Annotated in this window: 22 protein-coding genes; 10 read left to right on the plus strand and 12 right to left on the minus strand. The window is 66.1% G+C overall.

Annotation, left to right across the window (positions count from 1 at the left end):
• Positions 1-115: 115 nt before the first annotated feature.
• Positions 116-406, minus strand: a complete 291-nt coding sequence (locus AC5P60_RS04695; RefSeq protein ID WP_231914653.1) for a hypothetical protein — start codon at positions 404-406, stop codon at positions 116-118.
• Between the two features lie 261 nt (positions 407-667).
• Here AC5P60_RS04695 and AC5P60_RS04700 point away from each other — a divergent pair, with 261 nt between their 5' ends.
• Positions 668-1,060, plus strand: coding sequence for a response regulator (locus tag AC5P60_RS04700; RefSeq protein WP_005409699.1), 393 nt, complete (start codon positions 668-670; stop codon positions 1,058-1,060).
• A 122-nt stretch (positions 1,061-1,182) separates the two neighbouring features.
• Here AC5P60_RS04700 and AC5P60_RS04705 read toward each other — a convergent pair whose 3' ends face one another.
• From AC5P60_RS04705 to AC5P60_RS04735, 7 genes are all read right to left on the minus strand, one after another.
• Positions 1,183-1,473, minus strand: a complete 291-nt coding sequence (locus AC5P60_RS04705; protein ID WP_483693101.1) for a BLUF domain-containing protein — start codon at positions 1,471-1,473, stop codon at positions 1,183-1,185.
• 157 nt (positions 1,474-1,630) lie between these two features.
• A complete protein-coding gene (locus AC5P60_RS04710) occupies positions 1,631-2,317 on the minus strand; it encodes a glycosyltransferase family 2 protein (RefSeq protein WP_495201691.1) in 687 nt (228 codons plus the stop codon).
• Positions 2,314-2,901: a class I SAM-dependent DNA methyltransferase gene (locus AC5P60_RS04715; RefSeq protein WP_483693103.1), complete on the minus strand. Its 588-nt coding sequence runs from the start codon at positions 2,899-2,901 to the stop codon at positions 2,314-2,316. Before AC5P60_RS04715 ends, AC5P60_RS04710 begins: the two co-directional genes overlap by 4 nt.
• On the minus strand, positions 2,898-3,656 hold the full coding sequence (locus AC5P60_RS04720; protein ID WP_483693104.1) for a PIG-L deacetylase family protein: 759 nt from the start codon (positions 3,654-3,656) through the stop codon (positions 2,898-2,900). Before AC5P60_RS04720 ends, AC5P60_RS04715 begins: the two co-directional genes overlap by 4 nt.
• Positions 3,644-4,585 carry an acyl-CoA dehydrogenase gene (locus AC5P60_RS04725; protein ID WP_266192685.1) on the minus strand — a complete coding sequence of 314 codons (942 nt, stop codon included), beginning with the start codon at positions 4,583-4,585 and terminating at the stop codon, positions 3,644-3,646. The genes AC5P60_RS04720 and AC5P60_RS04725 overlap by 13 nt, the downstream gene beginning before the upstream one ends.
• Before the next feature lie 105 nt (positions 4,586-4,690).
• The gene (locus AC5P60_RS04730; protein WP_483693105.1) at positions 4,691-5,194 is read right to left on the minus strand and encodes a hypothetical protein; all 504 of its coding nucleotides are present in this window, start codon (positions 5,192-5,194) and stop codon (positions 4,691-4,693) included.
• A gap of 10 nt (positions 5,195-5,204) precedes the next feature.
• On the minus strand, positions 5,205-6,368 hold the full coding sequence (locus AC5P60_RS04735; protein ID WP_495201692.1) for a zinc-dependent alcohol dehydrogenase: 1,164 nt from the start codon (positions 6,366-6,368) through the stop codon (positions 5,205-5,207).
• Between the two features lie 148 nt (positions 6,369-6,516).
• Here AC5P60_RS04735 and AC5P60_RS04740 point away from each other — a divergent pair, with 148 nt between their 5' ends.
• The 3 genes from AC5P60_RS04740 to AC5P60_RS04750 all read left to right on the plus strand — a co-directional run bounded on the left by AC5P60_RS04740 (position 6,517) and on the right by AC5P60_RS04750 (position 8,041).
• Complete coding sequence (locus AC5P60_RS04740) at positions 6,517-6,705, plus strand: hypothetical protein (protein WP_005409707.1); 189 nt, start codon at positions 6,517-6,519, stop codon at positions 6,703-6,705.
• Positions 6,706-6,805: 100 nt separating this feature from the next.
• Positions 6,806-7,444 (plus strand): DUF6766 family protein, encoded by a 639-nt coding sequence (locus AC5P60_RS04745; protein WP_005413480.1) that lies wholly within the window; start codon positions 6,806-6,808, stop codon positions 7,442-7,444.
• Positions 7,445-7,447: 3 nt separating this feature from the next.
• A complete protein-coding gene (locus tag AC5P60_RS04750) occupies positions 7,448-8,041 on the plus strand; it encodes a cysteine hydrolase family protein (RefSeq protein ID WP_149501109.1) in 594 nt (197 codons plus the stop codon).
• Here AC5P60_RS04750 and AC5P60_RS04755 read toward each other — a convergent pair.
• From AC5P60_RS04755 to AC5P60_RS04765, 3 genes are all read right to left on the minus strand, one after another.
• Positions 8,024-8,257, minus strand: a complete 234-nt coding sequence (locus AC5P60_RS04755; protein ID WP_005409710.1) for a metallothionein — start codon at positions 8,255-8,257, stop codon at positions 8,024-8,026. The genes AC5P60_RS04750 and AC5P60_RS04755 overlap by 18 nt on opposite strands.
• A gap of 122 nt (positions 8,258-8,379) precedes the next feature.
• The gene (locus AC5P60_RS04760) at positions 8,380-8,826 is read right to left on the minus strand and encodes a Rap1a/Tai family immunity protein (protein WP_495201693.1); all 447 of its coding nucleotides are present in this window, start codon (positions 8,824-8,826) and stop codon (positions 8,380-8,382) included.
• A gap of 150 nt (positions 8,827-8,976) precedes the next feature.
• Positions 8,977-9,960 carry a LacI family DNA-binding transcriptional regulator gene (locus AC5P60_RS04765; protein WP_483693109.1) on the minus strand — a complete coding sequence of 328 codons (984 nt, stop codon included), beginning with the start codon at positions 9,958-9,960 and terminating at the stop codon, positions 8,977-8,979.
• 155 nt (positions 9,961-10,115) lie between these two features.
• On the opposite strand from AC5P60_RS04765, the gene ptsP reads away from it, so the two are divergent.
• The 4 genes from ptsP (at position 10,116) to AC5P60_RS04785 (ending at position 16,704) form a co-directional block, all read left to right on the plus strand.
• Positions 10,116-12,626: a phosphoenolpyruvate--protein phosphotransferase gene (gene ptsP, locus AC5P60_RS04770; RefSeq protein ID WP_483693111.1), complete on the plus strand. Its 2,511-nt coding sequence runs from the start codon at positions 10,116-10,118 to the stop codon at positions 12,624-12,626.
• Positions 12,623-13,579: a 1-phosphofructokinase family hexose kinase gene (locus AC5P60_RS04775; RefSeq protein ID WP_483693112.1), complete on the plus strand. Its 957-nt coding sequence runs from the start codon at positions 12,623-12,625 to the stop codon at positions 13,577-13,579. Before ptsP ends, AC5P60_RS04775 begins: the two co-directional genes overlap by 4 nt.
• An 85-nt stretch (positions 13,580-13,664) precedes the next feature.
• The gene (locus AC5P60_RS04780; protein ID WP_483693114.1) at positions 13,665-15,368 is read left to right on the plus strand and encodes a PTS fructose transporter subunit IIC; all 1,704 of its coding nucleotides are present in this window, start codon (positions 13,665-13,667) and stop codon (positions 15,366-15,368) included.
• 82 nt (positions 15,369-15,450) lie between these two features.
• Positions 15,451-16,704 (plus strand): carbohydrate porin, encoded by a 1,254-nt coding sequence (locus AC5P60_RS04785; protein ID WP_033834218.1) that lies wholly within the window; start codon positions 15,451-15,453, stop codon positions 16,702-16,704.
• A gap of 42 nt (positions 16,705-16,746) precedes the next feature.
• Here AC5P60_RS04785 and AC5P60_RS04790 read toward each other — a convergent pair whose 3' ends face one another.
• Entirely contained in the window at positions 16,747-17,676 is a 930-nt protein-coding gene (locus tag AC5P60_RS04790; RefSeq protein ID WP_483693116.1) for an aromatic alcohol reductase, read from the minus strand.
• Between the two features lie 95 nt (positions 17,677-17,771).
• Here AC5P60_RS04790 and AC5P60_RS04795 point away from each other — a divergent pair, with 95 nt between their 5' ends.
• Both AC5P60_RS04795 and AC5P60_RS04800 read left to right on the plus strand, forming a co-directional pair.
• Positions 17,772-18,185: a winged helix-turn-helix transcriptional regulator gene (locus AC5P60_RS04795; RefSeq protein ID WP_024956822.1), complete on the plus strand. Its 414-nt coding sequence runs from the start codon at positions 17,772-17,774 to the stop codon at positions 18,183-18,185.
• Positions 18,186-18,234: 49 nt separating this feature from the next.
• Positions 18,235-18,834 carry a fasciclin domain-containing protein gene (locus tag AC5P60_RS04800; RefSeq protein WP_483693118.1) on the plus strand — a complete coding sequence of 200 codons (600 nt, stop codon included), beginning with the start codon at positions 18,235-18,237 and terminating at the stop codon, positions 18,832-18,834.
• Positions 18,835-19,000 lie beyond the last annotated feature (166 nt).

Here is a 19,000-nt window from a genome sequence, read left to right on the forward strand (position 1 = left end):
GAGCGCCTGCAATCACCGCCCTGTCGGCCGGTGTGAGCCGTCGAAGGTGGGCGCTGCACGCAGTGGTGATGCGGCGATAACATCCGCAGCCCTGTGTTGCACCCAGGGGGTGCTCTCAGGTCGCCAGTGCGCTGGATACGCCCACGCCGGCTGCAGGTCGCTGGCGCCCGGCGTTCGAGGCGCACGCGCCGCCCGCCGCCATCACGGCCTGCATTACCCGATGTTGAGCACGATGCCCGCCACCATCCACGCCCACGACATAGACGAAGCGCCCATCGAACTTGGCCTGTGCGCCTTCCATGGCGTCGTCGGCCAGCAGTGCTCGCTTCAGCGACTTCATCCAGGCCCGTTCAGGCGCCCGGTCCAGCTCCACGACGATGGCGGCACCGCCGCAGTCGAGTGGCATGCACTCGACACGCAGTACGCCTGGAGCGACAGAATCGGTTCCGGATAGCGGCATGACAGAATCTCCGATGCGGGGGACGGCGGCAGTATCCACAGCGAGTGCCAAGACGCCGTCAACGAAATCCAGGGCGCCTTCCACACCTCCTCCACCCGGTTGGCGACGCGCTCGCGGGGGCTTCGCGCCGGGCTGACAATGCACACGCATGGCGTTGATGCGGCACAGCACAGACTGCAGTTCCCAGGACAACACAGGCGTGCACGTATGCAATCCGGAATGAGCCAGCGCAGATGCAACCTGCTGCTGGTGGAAGACCAGCTCGACCTGGCTGCGCTGATGGAACAGGCGCTGGAGGACGCAGGCGATCAGGTGACGCATGCCTACAGCGTGTTCGATGCGCTGGGGCTGCTGGACAACCAGCGATTCGACGGCGCCGTGCTCGACGTCGAGCTTCGCGACGGCGTGGTCTTCCCGGTGGCTGATCGCCTGACGGAACTCGGTATTCCGTTCCTGTTCGTATCCGCGGTCTATGACCAGTTGGTGCCGCAGCGTCACCGTCGCGCCGCTTTCGTGGCCAAACCGTTCCACGTCGGCGAGTTGCAGGAGACGGTTCGGCGCGTCATGGGGGATGTCTGCGTGCAACCGCCGGCGCATTGATTGCCATGGGGTGGTCACCCCAGGTGCGGGGCCACCACCAGGCTCAGCTGGCGCAGCGCGCCGCCACGGGAGAGCCCATCCCAGTTGCTGCGCGCCACGCTGCGGATCTCGGAGGCGTCAACCTACAGCAGCCGCATTGACCAGTAGGGAAAGAACCGGCCGGAAACCCTGCCCCGGCCCAGCTCGATCAGCTCGCAATGGCTGCGGGCACTGAGGATGCGGCTGTACACCACGTTGATGCTGTCTTCCGGTCCCTCGATGTACTGGAGGAAACGGAGCCCGTCGTAAAGAAGTACACCCGTAACGCCGGCTTCGAAGTTGAAGCGGGCGGCGGCCCTGGCGAGGTCATCCACATGGTCCATGGAAAGCCCCGATGTCGCCTCACTTGCGTAGGCGACTGCACGGAGGGGCACGTTCGTTCCTTCTGACGCAGGAAATTTCCTGCTCGTCCATCATCGCTTCGCGGAGGTAGGCAGGGATGAGGGCCTTCGTGGCCTGCGCTGTCCCAACGCTCTCCTCAACCGCACGCTCCGATAACACGGGGCGCTTGCGTGACGGTGTGGCTGACCCTCAGGTGATCAGGGCCGATGCTTCCGCGCCGGAGCGCTCGCCACCCAGCGCCGCCAGATAAGCGGAGAATCCGCCTGTAGCGCGCCCCTGCAGACGCGCACTTGTCATCACCACGGGAGCGCCGGCCCATCGCACCACCGCACCGCAGCGTTGCAGCGCTCTGACAAGCGCCACGTCTTCACTGCAGTGCAGGGGAGCAAAGCCGCCAACGGCCCGATAGGAACTGGCAGAGACGCCGAGGTTGGCACCGTGGATGCGCCCATGATGGTCGCCCCACTGCTGTCTTGCCTGGAATGCCCTGCGCAGGCGCCGTTCACCCTGGCAGGTCGTCGCTATGTCCACCAGTCCGCAGAAAGCGTCACAACTGCCCTGAACCTGTGCGGCCAGCCACTCGGCAGGCACCTCGCTGTCAGCGTCCGTGCTTGCCAGCCACCTGGCGCCCCGCCCCAGCAGTTCAGCAGCGGCTGCGGCCCGGGCGACACCGACGCAGCGTGCATCCAGCTGTACGCTGCCGACCTGGTGTTGGCGGCAGATGGTGCCCGTTGCATCCGTACACGCATCGAGCGCGACCATCACCTCCACTGCTTCGCCGCCGAGGCCCGGGTGAAGGGCCGCCACCCGGATGGATTGCAGGCAGCGCGCGATACTGTCCGCCTCGTTGTGGGCGGGTATCAGGACGCCTATCACCGCAGGCCCTCGTTGCGGGCCAATGACAAGAGGCCCCGTGTCCATCCCTGAAGCACGAAGTCCGCATCGCGGTAGTGGAAGGCTTCCTGCAGGCCTTCCCCCAGGCATCGATGCACCACCTCGGTCCGGCTCGCGCGTCCGGCGAACGAGGGCAACCAATGGCAGGCGACCAGCAGGCCGTCATCGCGAAGTGCTTCATCGATGCCACGGCGCAGCTCGCGCAGTGCGCCTGCCCCCAGGTAGTAGCCCATTTCGCCGCAGACGATCAGGTCGAAGCGTCCTGGCGGCCATTGCTCGGGATGGCTGGCGCAATGAACCTGCACGTGCGGCAGATGGGCCAGGTTGCGGCGCGCCTGGAACGCCGCACGTGGGCTGATGTCGGTTGCCAGCAGGCGTTCGCAACGTGCGGCCAGCGCCTCGGTCAGTACGCCGTTGGAACACCCCAGTTCCCAGCCGCGAGCGAACTGGCGCTGGCTGAGGCTTGCCAGCAGCAGCGCACGCTTGCGCTCTTCATACCACCGGCTGCGGTAGCCGAACGGGTCGTCCTGCTCATGCAGGTCATCGAAGTACGGTTGCGCGCTCATGCAAGGAATACCTCGTAGTTTCGGAAGAATCGGGCGAGTACATGTGCGGGCAGCACCGGCGGGCTGTTCAGGCCCGCCACGTCGCCGGTCTGCGTACGGAAATGCGCGATCGCGTTTCGCTTTGCGGACGCCACTGCTGAAATGTCGACCAGCTTCGGAACCTCCCACGCCATATGTGCGCAGGCAGGGTCAAGCCAGTGCCAGCCCCACACCGGGTACTCCAGCCGGTGGCAACCAACCGCCCGCGCGGCGCGGCAGGCAGCGCGTCCTGCCGCTTCGTGATCGGGGTGACCATCAAACCGCCATGGCGCCAGGACCAGGTCGCGCGGTTGCAGATACTGCTGCAGCCAACCTTCCAGCCCCTGCTCATGCGCGCTGACCGCGCCGTCGGCGATACCCAGGTGGAAGATGGAGCCGACCGGAATGCCGAGTTCGCCCAATGCCGCGGCAAGCTCCGCTCGGCGCGCTGATCGCAGGCGTTCGGGCGTCCACCACGGCTCGCCCGGGTAGCATGCTTCGCCGTCGGTCACGGCAACGACACTGACGTCGATACCCTGTCCCGCAGCGTGATGCAGCAGTCCGCCACAGCCGAGGATTTCGTCGTCCGGATGCGGCGCGACCACCACCATGCGGTCATGCCCGCTGCAGAGTGCGGTTGCCGATGTGGTCGGTTGCTGCCAGAGCCAATCGCAGTGCAGCCAGGCCTGCTCCTGGGTTCCTTGCCCTTGCAGGGGTGTCCTGGCTACAGCGCCCATGTTGCCTCCTGTGCTGCGCGCTGCTCGCCCAGCCATTCCCAATCGCGGTCGGCGTGGCTCTGGCGAAGGAACACGGTCAGGTCCGCGCAGCGCCGGGCATGGGCGTCCTCCAGGCACATCGGGCCCGGGCCCAGCGCCCGACCCGCCAGGTCCAGCACACGCGTTGCCGCGCGCTCAACGACACAGCGCACGCGCACTACATCTTCGCGATGGGCCAGTTCGGGCGCGGCGTCGATGTGCGCCGCCAGTTCGCGAAGCAGCGCGGCTGCCGGGCCCAGGGCGAGGTCCACTTCACCCAGCAGCCGCGCGCGATTTCCCTCGGTGCAGGCCGGTCGCATGCGCTCGGCCAAAGCGGCCGCTGCACCAAACCAGACCGACGCGATGCCTGCCCCGCCGTGCCAGAAGCCCGGGCGCTGCAGGTAGTCATCGCGCGTCCCCAGGATCACCATCGGTGCGCCGTCAAAGCGCACCGTGGTGGAAGGGATTGCGGCCATGCCCACAGCAGGCCATGGCTCGCCCGCAAGTGTGTGCCAGTGTTCCGCCGCTACCTGGCATAGCCACACGCCCTGCGGGTTGCGAACCGTTACCAGTGCCGCATCCACCCATGCGCTGCCGGAACACCAGGGTTTGTCACCGTACAACCCACCGCCGGCATCGATGCGAACGGTGTTGGCCGGACCCTCTGCAGCCCATACCGCCAGCAACGTATCTTGAGCAGGGATGGGCGCCCTCAACTCGGCAGCAATCGCCTGGGCGTCATAGTGGGCCTCCAGTACCTTGGCCAGGCAAAGATCCTCTGCCCCCCAGGCTGCCAGCGCCTGCCAACGCTGCAGCGTCTGGCCGCCACCGGGCAAAGGCAATGCCGGTTGCTGCACCAGCACCTGGCGTGCGCGATTGAACAGCGAAGAGGATGACGTCACATCCCGCATGGGTGGCAGACCTGCAATGGAGATACGCGATGAACGTAGGCGGCAGGCGGTCACATGTCTGTCTTGATGGCGTGGCGGGCACATGAATGCCCGGTACCATGATCCTCACGGACCCGTCTGCGTGCGCTGTCTTGCACGCACGCACTGCCGCAGTTCCCAGAGCCATGGCAGCACTACCAGGCCCAGCGCCGGCAGCAGGGCGAGCCACCAGACGTCCGGTGCTGCAGGCTTCACTTCGAGCGACCACCGCGGGTGGACCTGCCAGCCCACCCAGGCCAGCAGGACCCACGGCGCGGCATCCAGCACGCTGTGCACATGCTGTTCCGCCGGGCTGATGCGTCGACAGCCGTCCGCGCTGACGGTATCGAGATAGCCGGCGACCGCGTGTGCGATGACCAGACCTGCCAGAAGCGCGACCAGCGACAACGTGTTCTCCAGCAGGAGCCAGGCAAGCATGCCGCTGCCGATCAGCAGCAGCTGCACCCCATGCAGCAGGCTTTCGCGCATCGCGGAAGTGTGCGGAAGATCGGTGCGCCGGTGAAAATGGAAATCCAGCGATCCCGCAGCCAGCCACAGGGCGTAGACACAGGCGATGACAATCGCGCTCATGGCGGCACGCTCAGGGTGTCAATACGATCTTGCGGCAGTCATCGTCCTTGGCGTCGAACATTGCATAGCCTTGAGCTGCATCGGCCAGGCGCATCCGGTGCGAGATGATGTCACCCGGCTGCAGCTTTCCTTCCATGATTGCGTCGAGCAGTTCCGGCATCAGTCCCTGCACGTGGGTCTGCCCCATCTTGAACGTCAGCCCCTTGTCGAACGCATCACCCAGCAGAAAACCATGGATGAAGCCAGCGTAGACACCCGGGATGCTGACCACGCCGCCGCGGCGTGCTGCCGCGATGCACTGCCGGATCGCCACGCAGCTGCTGCCCTCCAGCTTCACGGCAGTCAATGCTGACTCCAGCGCGCTGCCCTCGGCCTCGAAGCCTACCGCCTCGATGCAGGCGTCCACGCCCCGCCCACTGGTCTGGGCAAGGATGTAGTCCGCCGGGTCTTCGATCTCCTTGAAGTCGATGGGCGTCACACCGTAGGTACGGCGCGCGTAATCCAGACGGTAACGAAGATGGTCGACCATGAAGATGGTTTCTGCGCCCAGCAGGCGGCAGCAGGCCGCGCTCATCAGCCCCACCGGGCCCGCACCGAAGATGGCCACCGTCGAGCCCGCCTTCACCCCTGCGTTCAGCGCAGCCTGGTAGCCTGTGGGGAGAATGTCGGACAGGAACAGCACCTGCTCATCCGCAATGCCTTCCGGAATGCGCAGCGGGCCTACATTCGCCTTCGGTACGCGCACGAATTCGGCCTGGCCCCCGGCCACGCCGCCATACAGATGGCTGTAGCCGAACAATGCGGCCGGAGGCAGCATGCCCTTCTGATTCAGTGCGGCGCCCTTGCCGGTATTGGTGGATTCGCAAGCGGCATACTCGGCCAGGCGGCAATGGAAGCACTCTCCACAGGCGATCACGAAAGGGATCACCACACGATCGCCCGGCTGCACCTGGGTCACGCCGCTGCCGACCTCTTCCACCACGCCCATGAACTCGTGGCCGAGCACATCGCCATCGTGCAGATCCGGAATCTTGCCGCGATACAGGTGCAGGTCCGATCCACAGATGGCGGTGGCAGTTACCCTCAGGATCAGATCATCCTCGGCCGCCAGTACCGGGTCCGGTACGGTCTCGACTCGCACATCCTTGCGGCCGTGATAGGTCAATGCCTGCATCGTGCTTCTCCAGGAGCTCGGGACGCCAGCATCGCAAGGCCGCCATCCCGCTTCGGTGACATCCCGGTGTGCACGGCGTTCATTCTAAGGGGTCATGGTGTTAACCCGGCCCGGTGCAGTCTTCGGTCTTTCGACGCAGGAGCTGCCCATGAACGACAAGCTGCCCTTCAATCCGACGACAGACGTGGACGATCAGTCGAAGGCGCACACGCCGGACAAGCGGCGCAACGATCGAGCCAAGTGGAAGGAGCACGACATGCCCGACGACGGCGATGGCCCCAAGGCCGTACCGGAAGACTACGAACGTCCTGATCCTGACCCGACCGGAAAGCGTTGAGTCCGCCTCACATTCTGGGTGCGCCGGATTCACGGGTCATGGCCTGCTACCCGCGCAAGCTTCGCGCACGGCCTCTGGAACAGACTGAACGAGGTGTTGCATGTGGAAACGCAACGGTCTCTCGCTGGTGCTGCTTGTGCTCACGCTTGTGTTCATCGTTGGGCAGGCGGTTGCCGGGCATCACGTGCACAACCAGGAACTGGTCGAGCACGGACGCGCGCCGATCGATCTCTGGCACTACCTCGCGACGGGGCACTTCGTCAGCGCCACGTTCGAGAACTGGGAGAGCGAGTTCCTGCAGATGGGGATGTATGTGCTCCTGACGGTCAGCCTGCGCCAGCGCGGCTCGGCCGAATCGCGGCCGCTGGACCCTGCGCAGGAACAGAATCGCGTCGAGCCGGGGCCCACGCCGTGGCCGGTAAGGCGCGGTGGTCCATGGAAGACGCTCTACGGTCATTCGCTTGCGATCGCGTTCGGGCTGTTGTTCCTGTTCAGCTTTACGCTGCATGCAGTGGGAAGCTGGCGCGCCGAGGAAGCCGAACAGCAGTTGAAGGGATTGCCGCCGCCAGGCTTTGTGGAGCACCTCGCCAGCAGCACATTCTGGTTCGAATCCATGCAGAACTGGCAGAGCGAATTCCTGGCCGTGCTATCCCTGGTGGTGCTGACGATTTTCCTGCGCCAGAAAGACTCGCCGCAATCCAAGCCGGTTGAAGCCCCACACGCGCAGACAGGTGATTGAGCCATGCGAGATGATCCATCGACGGCCCTGCTGATCATCGACATGTTCAGCCGATTCGACTTCCCTGGCGCTGAAAAGCTGGCGCCGGCGGCAGAGCGGGCGGCCCGGCAGATCCGGCGCCTGAGGGATCACTTCGACGAACGCGGTTGGCCGGTCATCTACGCCAACGACAATTTCTCGGAATGGAAGCGCGATTTCCGCCAGCAGGTGGAACAGTGCCGGCGCGACGGTGGCCCGGCGGGGCGAATCGCCGGCCTTCTCTCGCCTCTGCCAGGTCACTACTTCGTGCTCAAGCCCAAGCACTCGGCCTTTCTGGCCAGCCCTTTGCCGATTCTGCTGGCCAAACTGGGAGTGCGCCGCCTTTGGCTGTGTGGCATGACGGCCGATTCGTGTGTCCTGGCTACAGCGTTGGACGCCAACGCCAGGGAATTCCACGTGGTGTTGGCGTCGGAGGCCGTGGCGGGAATGCCAGCGCAGAAGCGGCGGGCACTGGCGCTGCTTGCTGGTTCGGGCGCAGCGCGGGTCGCGCGGGTTTCTTCGCTTGTCTCTGGGCAGGAGCGGGATGGCGCTGACGGCGACTCAGGCCCGGTCGGCTAAACCCTGTACACCTGAATGACCAGCGCAGTGTGCGCAGCAGAAGATCTGGCCGTTTCCTTCAACACCATGCCCGATAACAGCGCAATCGCAGTGTGCGCAGCGCGGTGCGAATGCGTGGATCGCGCATTCGAACGAGTCGAACGTGCCGCTGCGTCCGCCCTGCTGGAGGGTGAAGCTCTTGTCGTAGTTGTTGCCGCAGACATCACAGGTGGCCATGGGGCACCTCGTGCTGTGGAAGGAACATGCAGTGTGGACAGCGCGGGTGTCGGTGGCCGTGAATGCACCGTGTCGCGAGGGTGTAGGACGTTCGCGTCGTCACGCGTTGGGCGCGGCCTGTCCTATTCGTCTTTGCCGGGCTCGGCACTGCCACCCCGTGACGCGCCGCCACCACAGGGAAATGCGGTCCGCAGCGCTTCGGCAACCAGTGAAGACGCGCCCTGCTGCAATCGCTCGCGGGGCAACTGCCGGATATGGGAAGACACACGGTCGACCAGCTCATGCGGAAGAATCCTGCCTTGGCCACACCACTGGCCGTGGCTGGCATCGGCAACGCCCTGGATATAGACGCTGGCGCGAGCGCTGGACAGGTTCCGGCACTGCTCGCCGTCGCAGAACCCATCAGCGCCTTTGCCCTGCAGCAGGGTGATGAGTTCGGCTCCACTGACAAGCCAGGTGCGTGCCGGTTGCGTTGTTCCGGCGAGGGCGGATCCTGCCAGGGCGCAGAGGCCAAGTGCGAGGAGCCGACGCATCAGGCGGCGCGCCTTGGGTTCGTGATATCCATTCATGTCGGGGTCCTTGGCGCGTTCCTGTGGGGTGCACACAGCGTGGGTCAAAGTCGATCAAGCTGGTTGTGGACGGATGGCTTGTAACAGACAGGGGTTGGCCCGCCAACACCCGGGTGGCATTTCCAGGCTTCGCCGCGATCGGGCGCCGAGCTATCGCGCTGCTGTCGACCCTCTGACCACGCACCGGCCCGTCATTACGAGTCGGCGTACCGGCAGCTCCGGCGTGCGCAGGCGCTCAAGCAGCAGCGACATCGCGGCCCGCCCCATCTCCTCAACCGGTTGCTCGATCACGGTGATGCCCGGCTCGACCAGCTCGGTCCAGCGTTCGTTGTCGAAGCCGGCCAGTGCCAACGCCTCTGGAATCGCCAGCCCTGCGCCGCGGGCGGCTTTCAATGCGCCCATCAACAGCAGGCTGTTGCTGGTGACCAGTGCTTCGGGGCGGGATGGCGTAGCGAGCCACTGATCGACCGTCGCGATGGCGGCTTCGGCCGTGGGTTCAACCTCACGGTAGTCCGGCTGCAACCCATGCATGCGCATCGCAGCAAGATAACCGTCACGTCGCTCGGCCGCGGTGGTACTGGTGCTGCCGAACAATCCGCCGATACGCCGATAGCCGCGCTCGACCAGATGCTCGACCAGACCTGCCATCGCTGCCGGATTGTCGAGTACCACGCTGTCGATCGGACCGCCAGGCGCGGCACGGTCCACCAGCACCGTCGGATAGTCCAGCGTGAGCCGCTCGAGCCGGCCCACCGTGGTCCGGGTTGGCGCGAAGATCAGGCCACTGATGCGCTCTTCGTGCATCAATTGCAGATACAGCGCCTCCCGCTCGGGGTCCTCGTCGGTGTTGCAGAGGGTGACCCGAAGACCTTCGCGATAGGCCACCTCTTCCACGGCGCGGATCAGCGCCGTGAAGAACGGGTTGCGGATATCCGCCACGATCAAGCCGATGATGCCGGTGTGCCGGGAGCGGAGCCGTCTTGCCTGCAGGTTGGGTCGATAGCCGGTCTGGCGGATCGCCAGCTCGACCCTGCCGCGCACGTCCTCGCTGACCGGACCGCCCCCGAGCACCCGTGACACCGTGGATTTGGACACCCCCGCCACGCGTGCGACGTCGTTGATGCTGATGCTCATTGGAAACGTTCCCGAAAACGTACGCTGTTCATGGCCGGATGGCTGTTCAGGACAATGCTAACGCCAAAGGACTATTGGCTTTTTGTGCAGTGCACATTGAAATGTGCAGTGGGAACGTTCCCAATACGCCCCAGCCATCCCTCCCGGAGCCCGCTTTGTCGCCCCTGACCTCCCCTTCCCCCGTCAGCCGGGAACTGATCCGCCTGGACGCGCGGGCACAGGACAAGACCGATGCCATCGCCCAGGTGGCCCAGATGCTGGTCGCTGCCGGCTGCGTGGCGCCGGGTTACCAGGCCAGCATGGAACGCCGCGAAGCGCTGGCGAACACCTTCCTCGGCCATGGCGTGGCGATCCCGCATGGGCTCGGCGAGGACCGCCACCTGGTGCGTCGCGACGGCATTGCGGTGCTGCAGTTGCCGGAAGGCGTGGAATGGAACCCCGGCCAGGTCACCCGCCTGGTGGTTGGCATTGCCGCCCAGTCCGATACCCACATCACCCTGCTGCGCAGGCTGACCCGCCTGATCCAGGACGAGGCCACGCTGCAGCGGTTGTTCACTACCTCCGATGCAAGCGAAATCGTCAATGCGCTGGCCAGCGACGTCGCAGTCTCTGCCACTCACGTCCCAGTGGCGGACCTGGCCGAGCGTTTCGACTGGACCATTGCTTACCCCAGCGGACTGCACGCGCGCCCGGCCACGCGCTGGGCCGAGACGGCGCGGAGTTTTACGGCCCGCGCCCAGGTGCGCGCGGGCGATCAGGCGGCCGACGCCAAGAGTCTGGTGGCGCTGCTGCAGCTCGGGCTTCGCGAGGGCGATGCCGTGCGTGTTTCTGCCGAAGGCGCCGATGCCCCCGCACTGCTGGCTGCACTAAGCAAGACCATGGACGGGCTGGTCGCGCAGGAAAAGGCCGATGCGGAGCGTGCAGCACAGCGAAAGGCGGCGCCGGTCGCGGGCTGGAATCCGCCCGAAGCGCAGGCAGCGATCGTCGGCATCGGCGCCAGCCCCGGGCTGGCCATCGGTCCGCTGCATGTACTGGCCAGCGCGCAGGCCGATGTTGCCGATCGCCCTGCCCCGCTTGGCGAGGGCGGCGCGCGCCTGCAGGATGCACTCAGCCGTACCCGCCAGCAGTTGGCCGCGCTGCAGGACGACACCCAGCGCCGCCTTGGCGCCTCGGATGCGGCGATCTTCAGGGCACAGGCTGCGCTGCTTGACGACACCGACCTGATTACCCGCACCTGCCAGCTGATGGTTGAAGGTCATGGCGTCGCGTGGTCCTGGCACCAGGCCATCGAGCAGATCGCCTCCGGGCTGGCGGCGCTGGGCAATCCGGTGCTGGCCGGGCGCGCTGCCGACCTGCGCGATGTGGGTCGGCGCGTACTGGCGCAGCTTGACGCCTCTGCGGCCGGTGGCGGCCTGGCAGATCTACCGGCGCAACCGTGCATCCTGCTTGCCGCCGACCTGTCACCCTCGGATACCGCCAACCTTGACACCACCCGCGTGCTCGGCCTCGCCACCGCACAGGGCGGCCCCACGTCGCACACTGCGATCCTCTCGCGCACGCTCGGCCTGCCGGCGCTGGTTGCCGGTGGCGCCGAACTGCTGGCGATCAAGGCCGGCCGCGAAGCGATCATCGACGGCAGCAGCGGGCGGCTCTACCTGTCCCCTTCCGAGGCCGATCTTGCTTCGGCACGCGCCTGGATCGCCGAGCAGCAGCAGATCCGCGCGCGCGAAGCCGCACAACGCGCGCAGCCGGCGCAGACCACCGACGGCCATCGCATCGACATCGGCGCCAACGTGAACCTGCCTGAGCAGGTGCCATTCGCGCTGGAACAGGGCGCGGAAGGTGTCGGCCTGATGCGCACCGAATTCCTGTTCCTCGAACGCGGCAGCACGCCCAGCGAGGAGGAGCAGTACGCAACCTACATGGCGATGGCCAAAGCGCTGGAAGGCCGTCCGTTGATCGTGCGTGCGCTCGATATCGGTGGCGACAAGCAGGTCGCCCACCTGGAGCTGCCGCACGAGGAGAACCCGTTCCTCGGCGTGCGCGGCGCGCGCCTGCTGCTGCGCCGCCCGGATCTGCTTGAGCCGCAGCTGCGTGCGCTGTACCGCGCAGCCAAGGACGGTGCACGCCTGTCCATCATGTTCCCGATGATCACCTCGGTGCCTGAACTGGTCGCACTGCGTGCCATCTGCGAGCGCCTGCGCGCCGAACTCGAGGCACCCGACGTGCCGATCGGCATCATGATCGAAGTACCGGCCGCGGCCGCCCAGAGCGATGTGCTGGCGCGCCACGCCGACTTCTTCTCGATCGGCACCAACGACCTGACCCAGTACGTGCTGGCGATCGATCGCCAGAACCCGGAGCTGGCCGCAGAGGCCGACAGCCTGCACCCGGCCGTGCTGCGCGCGATCCGCACCACGGTGGACGGCGCACGCACGCAGGGGCGCTGGGTGGGTGTCTGCGGCGGCCTGGCCGGCGATCCGTTCGGCGCGATGCTGCTGGCAGGGCTGGGCGTGGACGAACTGTCGATGACCCCGAACGACATCCCGTCCGTGAAGGCACGCCTGCGTGGCAGCGCGCTGGCCGATCTGCAAACGCTGGCTGCGACGGCGCTGGACTGCGAAACCGCCGAGCAGGTGCGCGCCCTCGACGGAGCCCGCGCATGAACGCCCGCGCCGTCACCGTTACCTTGAACCCGGCGATCGACCAGACCGTGCGGCTGGCCAGCCTGCGGCCGGGCCATGTGCACCGCGCCCGCAGCAGCCGCGACGATGCGGGTGGCAAGGGCATCAACGTGGCCGCCTGCCTGGCCGACTGGGGCGTGCCGACCACCGCGCTGGGCGTGCTCGGTGGCGGCAACGACGTTGTGTTCGGCGCGCTCTTCTCCACGCGCGGCATCGTGGATGGTTGCCTGCGTATCCCCGGCAGCACCCGCACCAACATCAAGCTGGTTGACGAGGACAACGGCGAAACCACCGACATCAACCTGCCCGGCCTGGCCCTCGACGATACCGCTCTGGACGCAGTGTCGCGCAGGCTTGGCGCCTTGCTGCTGCCGGGCCTTCCGGTGGTGCTGTCCGGCAGCCTGCCGTCTGGACTGCCGTCCGATGCATGGGCGCGACTGCAGGCGCAGGTCGTCGCCGCCGGTGCGCGCGTGTTGCTGGACACCAGCGGCGACGCACTTGTGGCTGCATTGAGTGACACCGCCGGTGCACTGCCCTACGCGGTCAAGCCCAACCGCCAGGAGCTGGAGGCCTGGACCGGCACCCCGCTGCCGGACCGCAGCGCCCTGCGCGTCGCTGGCCAGGCCTTGGTCGAACGTGGCGTTGCGCTCGTAGCGATCTCGATGGGCACCGACGGCGCGCTGTTCATTGATCGCAGCGGCGCGCTGGTCGCACGACCGCCGCGACTGGCCCAGGGCAGCACGGTCGGTGCGGGCGACGCGATGGTGGCCGGCATCGCTGCCGCCCTGCTGGAGCCTTCCATCGATCTGGACGGCTGCGCGCGGCTGGCGACCGCGTTCTCGATGAGCCGGCTGCAAAGCGGTGACGCACGACGGCTGGACCCGGCGCAGGTACGCGGTTGGACCGGCGATGTACTGATCGAGCGGTTGGATTGACCCCCCTGCCGGGAGCACGGCGGCGGCTTCGGGCCGACCGCAGCGCTTTCGGCAAGCACGAGCCCGAAGAATTCCAGGAGTTTCCATGCACGCTTTCACCGTAGTCATCGCCGTCGGCGAACGCAGCATCGAGGCGGTTCTTGCCGCCGAAGCGCTGCGCCGCGCCGCCCGCCAGCGCGGGCTCGAGCTGATGATCGAGATCCGCAGCGACCAGGGCGTGACCGGCGCACTGTCTGCCTCGGACGCCGCCGCCGCGACGCAGTTGCTGCTGGTGGGTGAGGGTGAGGCGGACATCGCGCGCTTCGCCAATGCCGGGATCGTGCATGCCAGCCTGGGCGAGGTACTGGACGACCCGGTTGCGGCGCTCGCACCGCTCGCGGCCGCGGTGTCGGGCAACGCCGGCACGCATGCGGGCAAGCGCATCGTCGCCGTCACCTCCTGCCCCACCGGCATCGCCCACACCTTCATGGCGGCGGAGGGCCTGCAACAGGCCGCCAAGGCGCTGGGCCATGCAATCCGGGTCGAAACCCAGGGCTCGGTCGGCGCGCAGGACGCATTGAGCGACGAAGAAATCGCCGCCTCAGACCTCGTCCTGATCGCCGCAGACCGCGAAGTCGATCTATCGCGCTTCGCCGGCAAGCGCCTGTTCAAGAGTGGCACCAAGCCGGCGATCAACGATGGCCAGAACCTGATCCGCAAGGCGCTGGCCGAGGCCGGCGTGCAGGCCGGTACCGCGACTCCGGGCCGCACGGCCGAAAAAACCAGGGCCACCGGCCCCTACAAGCATCTGATGACCGGCGTGTCGTTCATGCTGCCGTTCGTCACTGCCGGTGGCCTGCTGATCGCACTGGCGTTCGCACTCGGCGGCATCTATGCCTTCGATGACGCGCACAAGGGCACGCTGGCCTGGTCGCTGTTCCAGATCGGCGCCAAGTCCGGCTTCATGTTGATGGTGCCGGCGCTCGCCGGTTACATCGCCTACTCCATCGCCGACCGGCCCGGCATTGCGCCCGGCATGATCGGCGGACTGGTAGCAGTGAACATGGACGCTGGCTTCATCGGCGGCATCCTGGCTGGCTTCATCGCCGGTTATGGCGTGCACTGGATCAACCGTGCGCTGCGCCTGCCGCGCAGCCTGGAAGGGCTCAAGCCGGTGCTGATCCTGCCGGTGCTGGGCACGCTGCTGGTCGGCCTATTGATGATGTACGTGATCGGCACGCCGGTCGCCGGGCTGCTGGCGTGGCTGACCGACTGGCTGCGCGGCATGCAGGGCGGCAGCGCGATCCTGCTTGGCCTGCTGCTGGGCGGAATGATGGCGGTGGACATGGGCGGGCCGGTCAACAAGGCGTCCTACGCGTTCTCTACTGCATTGATTTCCAGCCAGGTCTACACGCCGATGGCGGCGACGATGATCGGCGGCATGACGCCGCCGCTGGGTATTGCACTGGCGACATGGCTGTTCAGCAACCGCTTCACCGCCGAGGAGCGCGGCACGGCCGGTGCCGCCGGCGTGCTTGGCCTCAGTTTCGTGACCGAAGGCGCGATCCCCTACGCCGCACGTGATCCGCTGCGCACCATTCCGGCGCTGATCCTTGGTTCTGCCGTGGCTGGTGCAATCTCGATGGCCGCTGGCGTCGAGCTGAAGGTGCCGCACGGTGGTGTGTTCGTGCTGCCGATCCCGAATGCGGTCACTCATCTCGGCATCTACCTGCTGGCATTGCTGGCTGGCGTGGCCGTCACCGCAGTCGCGCTGCGCATCCTCAAGAAGCCGGTGACGGCCGCGGCCTGATCCCCCTGCCCTCACGGTCCTTTTGCGGTCCCTGCGCGCGTAGGGGCTCAACGACCTACGCCCTGCACACGGAGCCCCGCCCATGACCTCCCCTTCCCGCCGCCTGCTGCCGACAGCGATCCTGCTGGTCCTGCCGTCGCTGGCCGCAGCCGCCGACGCGAGCGATGTCCTCATCCCCAAGCTTGCCTACACCGGCGAAGCCGCCGCCACGCTCGACGGCGGCAAGCGCAGCGGTACGGCGTATGCCGGCCAGCTGATGTTCGGTGCCGACGTGGACCTGGACGCCGCGTTTGGCTGGAGGGGTGCGACGATCAAGGCGTACGGCATCAACCGCCACGGCACCAATCTCGCCAACAGCAGCACGGGCAACAGCACCTCGGTGCAGGAAATCTACGGTGGCCAGGGCACGCGCCTGGCCAACCTGACGCTGGAGCAGAAACTGCTCGACGACCGGCTGGTGCTGGAAGCCGGGCGCAGCGTCGCCAACATCCATCATCTTGGTTCGGAGCTGTGCCAGTACTTCCAGGGCAACTCGGCCTGCGGCAACCCGACCTATGTGTTCCGCACCAGCAGTTTCACATGGTGGCCGGTATCGAGCTGGATGGCCGATGCCACGGCCTGGGTGACGCCGGATGTCTACGTGCGCGTCGGCGCCTACCAGGTCGACCCGAGCCAGGCCGAGGACGGCCAGCACGGCCTGAAATGGAGTACGAACCAGGCCACCGGCTGGGTCGTGCCCTACACGATCGGCTGGCGCAGCCCCGCGTCGGCGCGCTTGAAGGCCCGCTACGAACTGGGTGGCTGGCAGGACAATTCGACCTACCACGACCCGCTGCGCGATGCCAACGGCATGCCGGCGCTGCTCAGTGGCCAGGAGTACGCGACCCGTCATGGTCGCTCCGGTGCGTTCGCCCGCTTCGAGCAGCAGCTCAGCAGCGATGGCAGCGGTCGTGGCCTGACCCTCTTCGGTGCCGCACTCAGGGGCACCTCCGGCCAGTTGATCGAGGATCACTTCCTGCAGGCCGGCCTGGTGCAGAAAGGCACGTTCGTCAGCCGACCGCAGGACAGCATCGCCTTCGTCGTGACCCAGCAGAGGTACAGCAGCATCGCGCTGGAGAACCTGCGCCTCGCCCGTGCCGCGGCGGGTGGCAGCGGTACCCCGCACGGGAGCCAGGTGATGATGGAGCTGAGCTATGGCATCCAGGTCACCCCGCAGCTTCGGGTCGCCCCCAACCTGCACTACATCGTGCATCCGGACCAGTTCAACGAACCCGCACGCCAGCGGGACCTGCCGAATGCGCTGATCGCCGGCCTGCGGGTCGATTGGAGTCTGTAGGAGAATCCGTTTTCGTCCACGCGATTGCCGCTCAACGGCTCATCAAGTCTCGAAGTGGGCTTTCAGCCAGTCGTCGACACCCTCCAGTTTCACGCCAATGCTGGCATTGAACGTCCCGTCCAGGCTCCAGGAGACGCCCCTGCCCTGGGCGAAGGCAGCACGGTACTTCCTGAACATGTTTGATGGGTCACTGGCAAGCTCCTCCATCAGCTGGGGAACGCTCCACACGATCAGCTTGAAGGGAACACCGAACTTTTCCTCAAGGATGGCGGGCAGCTGCTCATAACGGACCGTGTCTCCCGCAAGATAGACGATCTCGTTTCGAAGGGGGGGCGAGTGGAAGACAATCTGTGCAGTCATTGCACCGATGTCCTCTGGTGTGGTCAGCGTAACCGCATTGGAGGCTGTGCCAAGTGCATTGACCTTTCTGCCGGGAAGATCGATCACGCCAAACTCCGGCTCGAAGAGGTAGCTGGTGAACATGCCGGTGGAAATGACCACCCAGTCCATTTCGGCCTGTGAGCGGAGATAGTCGCGTACATCCAGCTGGGCGTCGAAAAGATCCTGTGGCCCGCCGCGTCCGATGGCGTCAAAGTCGACCCCGAATTGCCAAGGGAAGTACCTGGTAATGCCCGACTTCACGGCGGCGCGCGCTACCTTCATGGGAGTGTCGCGGCCAGCGGCGTAGCCGGTGCAGCCGATGACCGTGTCATAACCGGAAAATAGATCAGCCAGCTCATCGACCGTGGCAGTGACCAGGTCGCCAGGAACGAGGGCCACTCCCAGCGAGCGGATCTGGTCAATGACCGTACGCTTGTCCGGTAGTGTGGATTCAATCGACGCAGGCCTCAGCATCACGCTGATGGTTGCGTCATGCACAACCGCGAGCTGGGCCAGGTTGCGGATGACGGGCATTCCGAGTTCGCCGGCACCCAGGACCAGGATTGAGCGGGAAACAATCGGGGGAGACATTGAAACCACCATCTGTGTGTACGATGGCGGCGATTCTGCGCCCCTCCCTAGTTGCCACGTAAGAAGGCACACCGATGATACCGACCGCACCGTTCATGAGCACCGATGAGCTTCTGCGACATTCACAATCGATATGCGACGGCATGAGCGCGGACGACGACGGTCTGCGCCGCGAGGTGCTCGCGCATGCCGGCAGCCGCTGGTCGCTGGGCATCATTCACGCCCTGGGGGTCTACGGAACACTGCGTCACGCCGATGTGGCGCGGCGGATGAAAGGAGTCACGCAGCGTATGCTGACGCGTACCCTGCGTCAGCTTGAAAGGGACGGACTGATCCATAGGCAGGATTTCCGTGAGGTTCCGCCGCGCGTGGAGTACACCATCACTCCGCTGGGCAGGGAGCTGCTGGTTCTTATGATCCCGATGTGGACCTGGGTAGTGGGACACGCCGAGGAATTCCGCCGCTGCAGGGAGAATTTCGACACGCATCACGGCCCTCCCCCTGACTGACCCGGCCTGCATCCGGTGCATCCAGGCGCTCCCGCCAGCCGTATGTAGGATGCCCGCGCTGTGCGGGCATCCTATCGAGGAACGCACCGTGAACGCTCTTCAGCGCATCGCCGCCGCAGTCAGCTTCGCCGTACTCGTCTCAGCCGCTTCCGCCAGCTTCGCCGCAGATCCGGTAATGGTTGGCGGGGCCGAGATGTACCCGACCAGGACCATCGTTGAAAACGCCGTGAACTCCAGGGATCACACCACGCTGGTGGCAGCGGTCAAGGCCGCAGGCCTGGTCGAGACCCTCAATGGCGCCGGTCCCTTTACCGTCTTTGCGCCCACCAATGCGGCCTTCAACAAGCTTCCAGCAGGCACGGTCGATACACTGGTGAAGCCTGAAAACAAGGCGCAGCTCACCCGGATCCTCACCTACCACGTGGTCCCAGGACGGTTCAGTTCCGCCCAGCTCCTGGCCGATGCCAGGAAGCACGGTGGAAAAGCCACGCTGAAGACAGTGCAAGGCGAGCCGCTTACCGTGGCGCTCCACGACGGCAAGCTGTGGGTGATCGACGCCAAGGGTGGCAAAGCAGGCATCAGCATCGCCGACGTCAACCAATCCAACGGCGTCATCCACGTTGTTGATGCTGTGCTGATGCCGAAGTAGTGGCACGCCCTGCCACTCCGGCCAGCAGCATGAAGTAGCGGACGAGGATCCGGGCACAGGCCCGGCTCCTCCCTTCACTGAAGCGCCTGGGCCAGTTTGAGTACATCCGCCGGGAACGTCGCGTAGTCATCCAGGGGAACGCGATGCCGTCACGGACCGCGCCGCG

The sequence above is a fragment of the Stenotrophomonas sp. YJH_SMC_120 genome, assembly GCF_059368675.1.

Coding starts and splice junctions, on each gene's coding strand:
- AC5P60_RS04715 (WP_483693103.1), bottom strand. CDS start 2,901: ATGAGCGCGCAACCGTACTTCGATGACCTGCATGAGCAGGACGACCCG.
- AC5P60_RS04755 (WP_005409710.1), bottom strand. CDS start 8,257: ATGGCCACCTGTGATGTCTGCGGCAACAACTACGACAAGAGCTTCACC.
- AC5P60_RS04765 (WP_483693109.1), bottom strand. CDS start 9,960: ATGAGCATCAGCATCAACGACGTCGCACGCGTGGCGGGGGTGTCCAAA.
- AC5P60_RS04780 (WP_483693114.1), top strand. CDS start 13,665: ATGCACGCTTTCACCGTAGTCATCGCCGTCGGCGAACGCAGCATCGAG.
- AC5P60_RS04720 (WP_483693104.1), bottom strand. CDS start 3,656: ATGGGCGCTGTAGCCAGGACACCCCTGCAAGGGCAAGGAACCCAGGAG.
- AC5P60_RS04790 (WP_483693116.1), bottom strand. CDS start 17,676: ATGTCTCCCCCGATTGTTTCCCGCTCAATCCTGGTCCTGGGTGCCGGC.
- AC5P60_RS04795 (WP_024956822.1), top strand. CDS start 17,772: ATGAGCACCGATGAGCTTCTGCGACATTCACAATCGATATGCGACGGC.
- AC5P60_RS04745 (WP_005413480.1), top strand. CDS start 6,806: ATGTGGAAACGCAACGGTCTCTCGCTGGTGCTGCTTGTGCTCACGCTT.
- AC5P60_RS04800 (WP_483693118.1), top strand. CDS start 18,235: ATGCCCGCGCTGTGCGGGCATCCTATCGAGGAACGCACCGTGAACGCT.
- AC5P60_RS04785 (WP_033834218.1), top strand. CDS start 15,451: ATGACCTCCCCTTCCCGCCGCCTGCTGCCGACAGCGATCCTGCTGGTC.
- AC5P60_RS04760 (WP_495201693.1), bottom strand. CDS start 8,826: ATGAATGGATATCACGAACCCAAGGCGCGCCGCCTGATGCGTCGGCTC.
- AC5P60_RS04725 (WP_266192685.1), bottom strand. CDS start 4,585: ATGCGGGATGTGACGTCATCCTCTTCGCTGTTCAATCGCGCACGCCAG.
- AC5P60_RS04775 (WP_483693112.1), top strand. CDS start 12,623: ATGAACGCCCGCGCCGTCACCGTTACCTTGAACCCGGCGATCGACCAG.
- AC5P60_RS04730 (WP_483693105.1), bottom strand. CDS start 5,194: ATGAGCGCGATTGTCATCGCCTGTGTCTACGCCCTGTGGCTGGCTGCG.
- AC5P60_RS04695 (WP_231914653.1), bottom strand. CDS start 406: ATGCCACTCGACTGCGGCGGTGCCGCCATCGTCGTGGAGCTGGACCGG.
- AC5P60_RS04735 (WP_495201692.1), bottom strand. CDS start 6,368: ATGCAGGCATTGACCTATCACGGCCGCAAGGATGTGCGAGTCGAGACC.
- AC5P60_RS04740 (WP_005409707.1), top strand. CDS start 6,517: ATGAACGACAAGCTGCCCTTCAATCCGACGACAGACGTGGACGATCAG.
- AC5P60_RS04750 (WP_149501109.1), top strand. CDS start 7,448: ATGCGAGATGATCCATCGACGGCCCTGCTGATCATCGACATGTTCAGC.
- AC5P60_RS04700 (WP_005409699.1), top strand. CDS start 668: ATGCAATCCGGAATGAGCCAGCGCAGATGCAACCTGCTGCTGGTGGAA.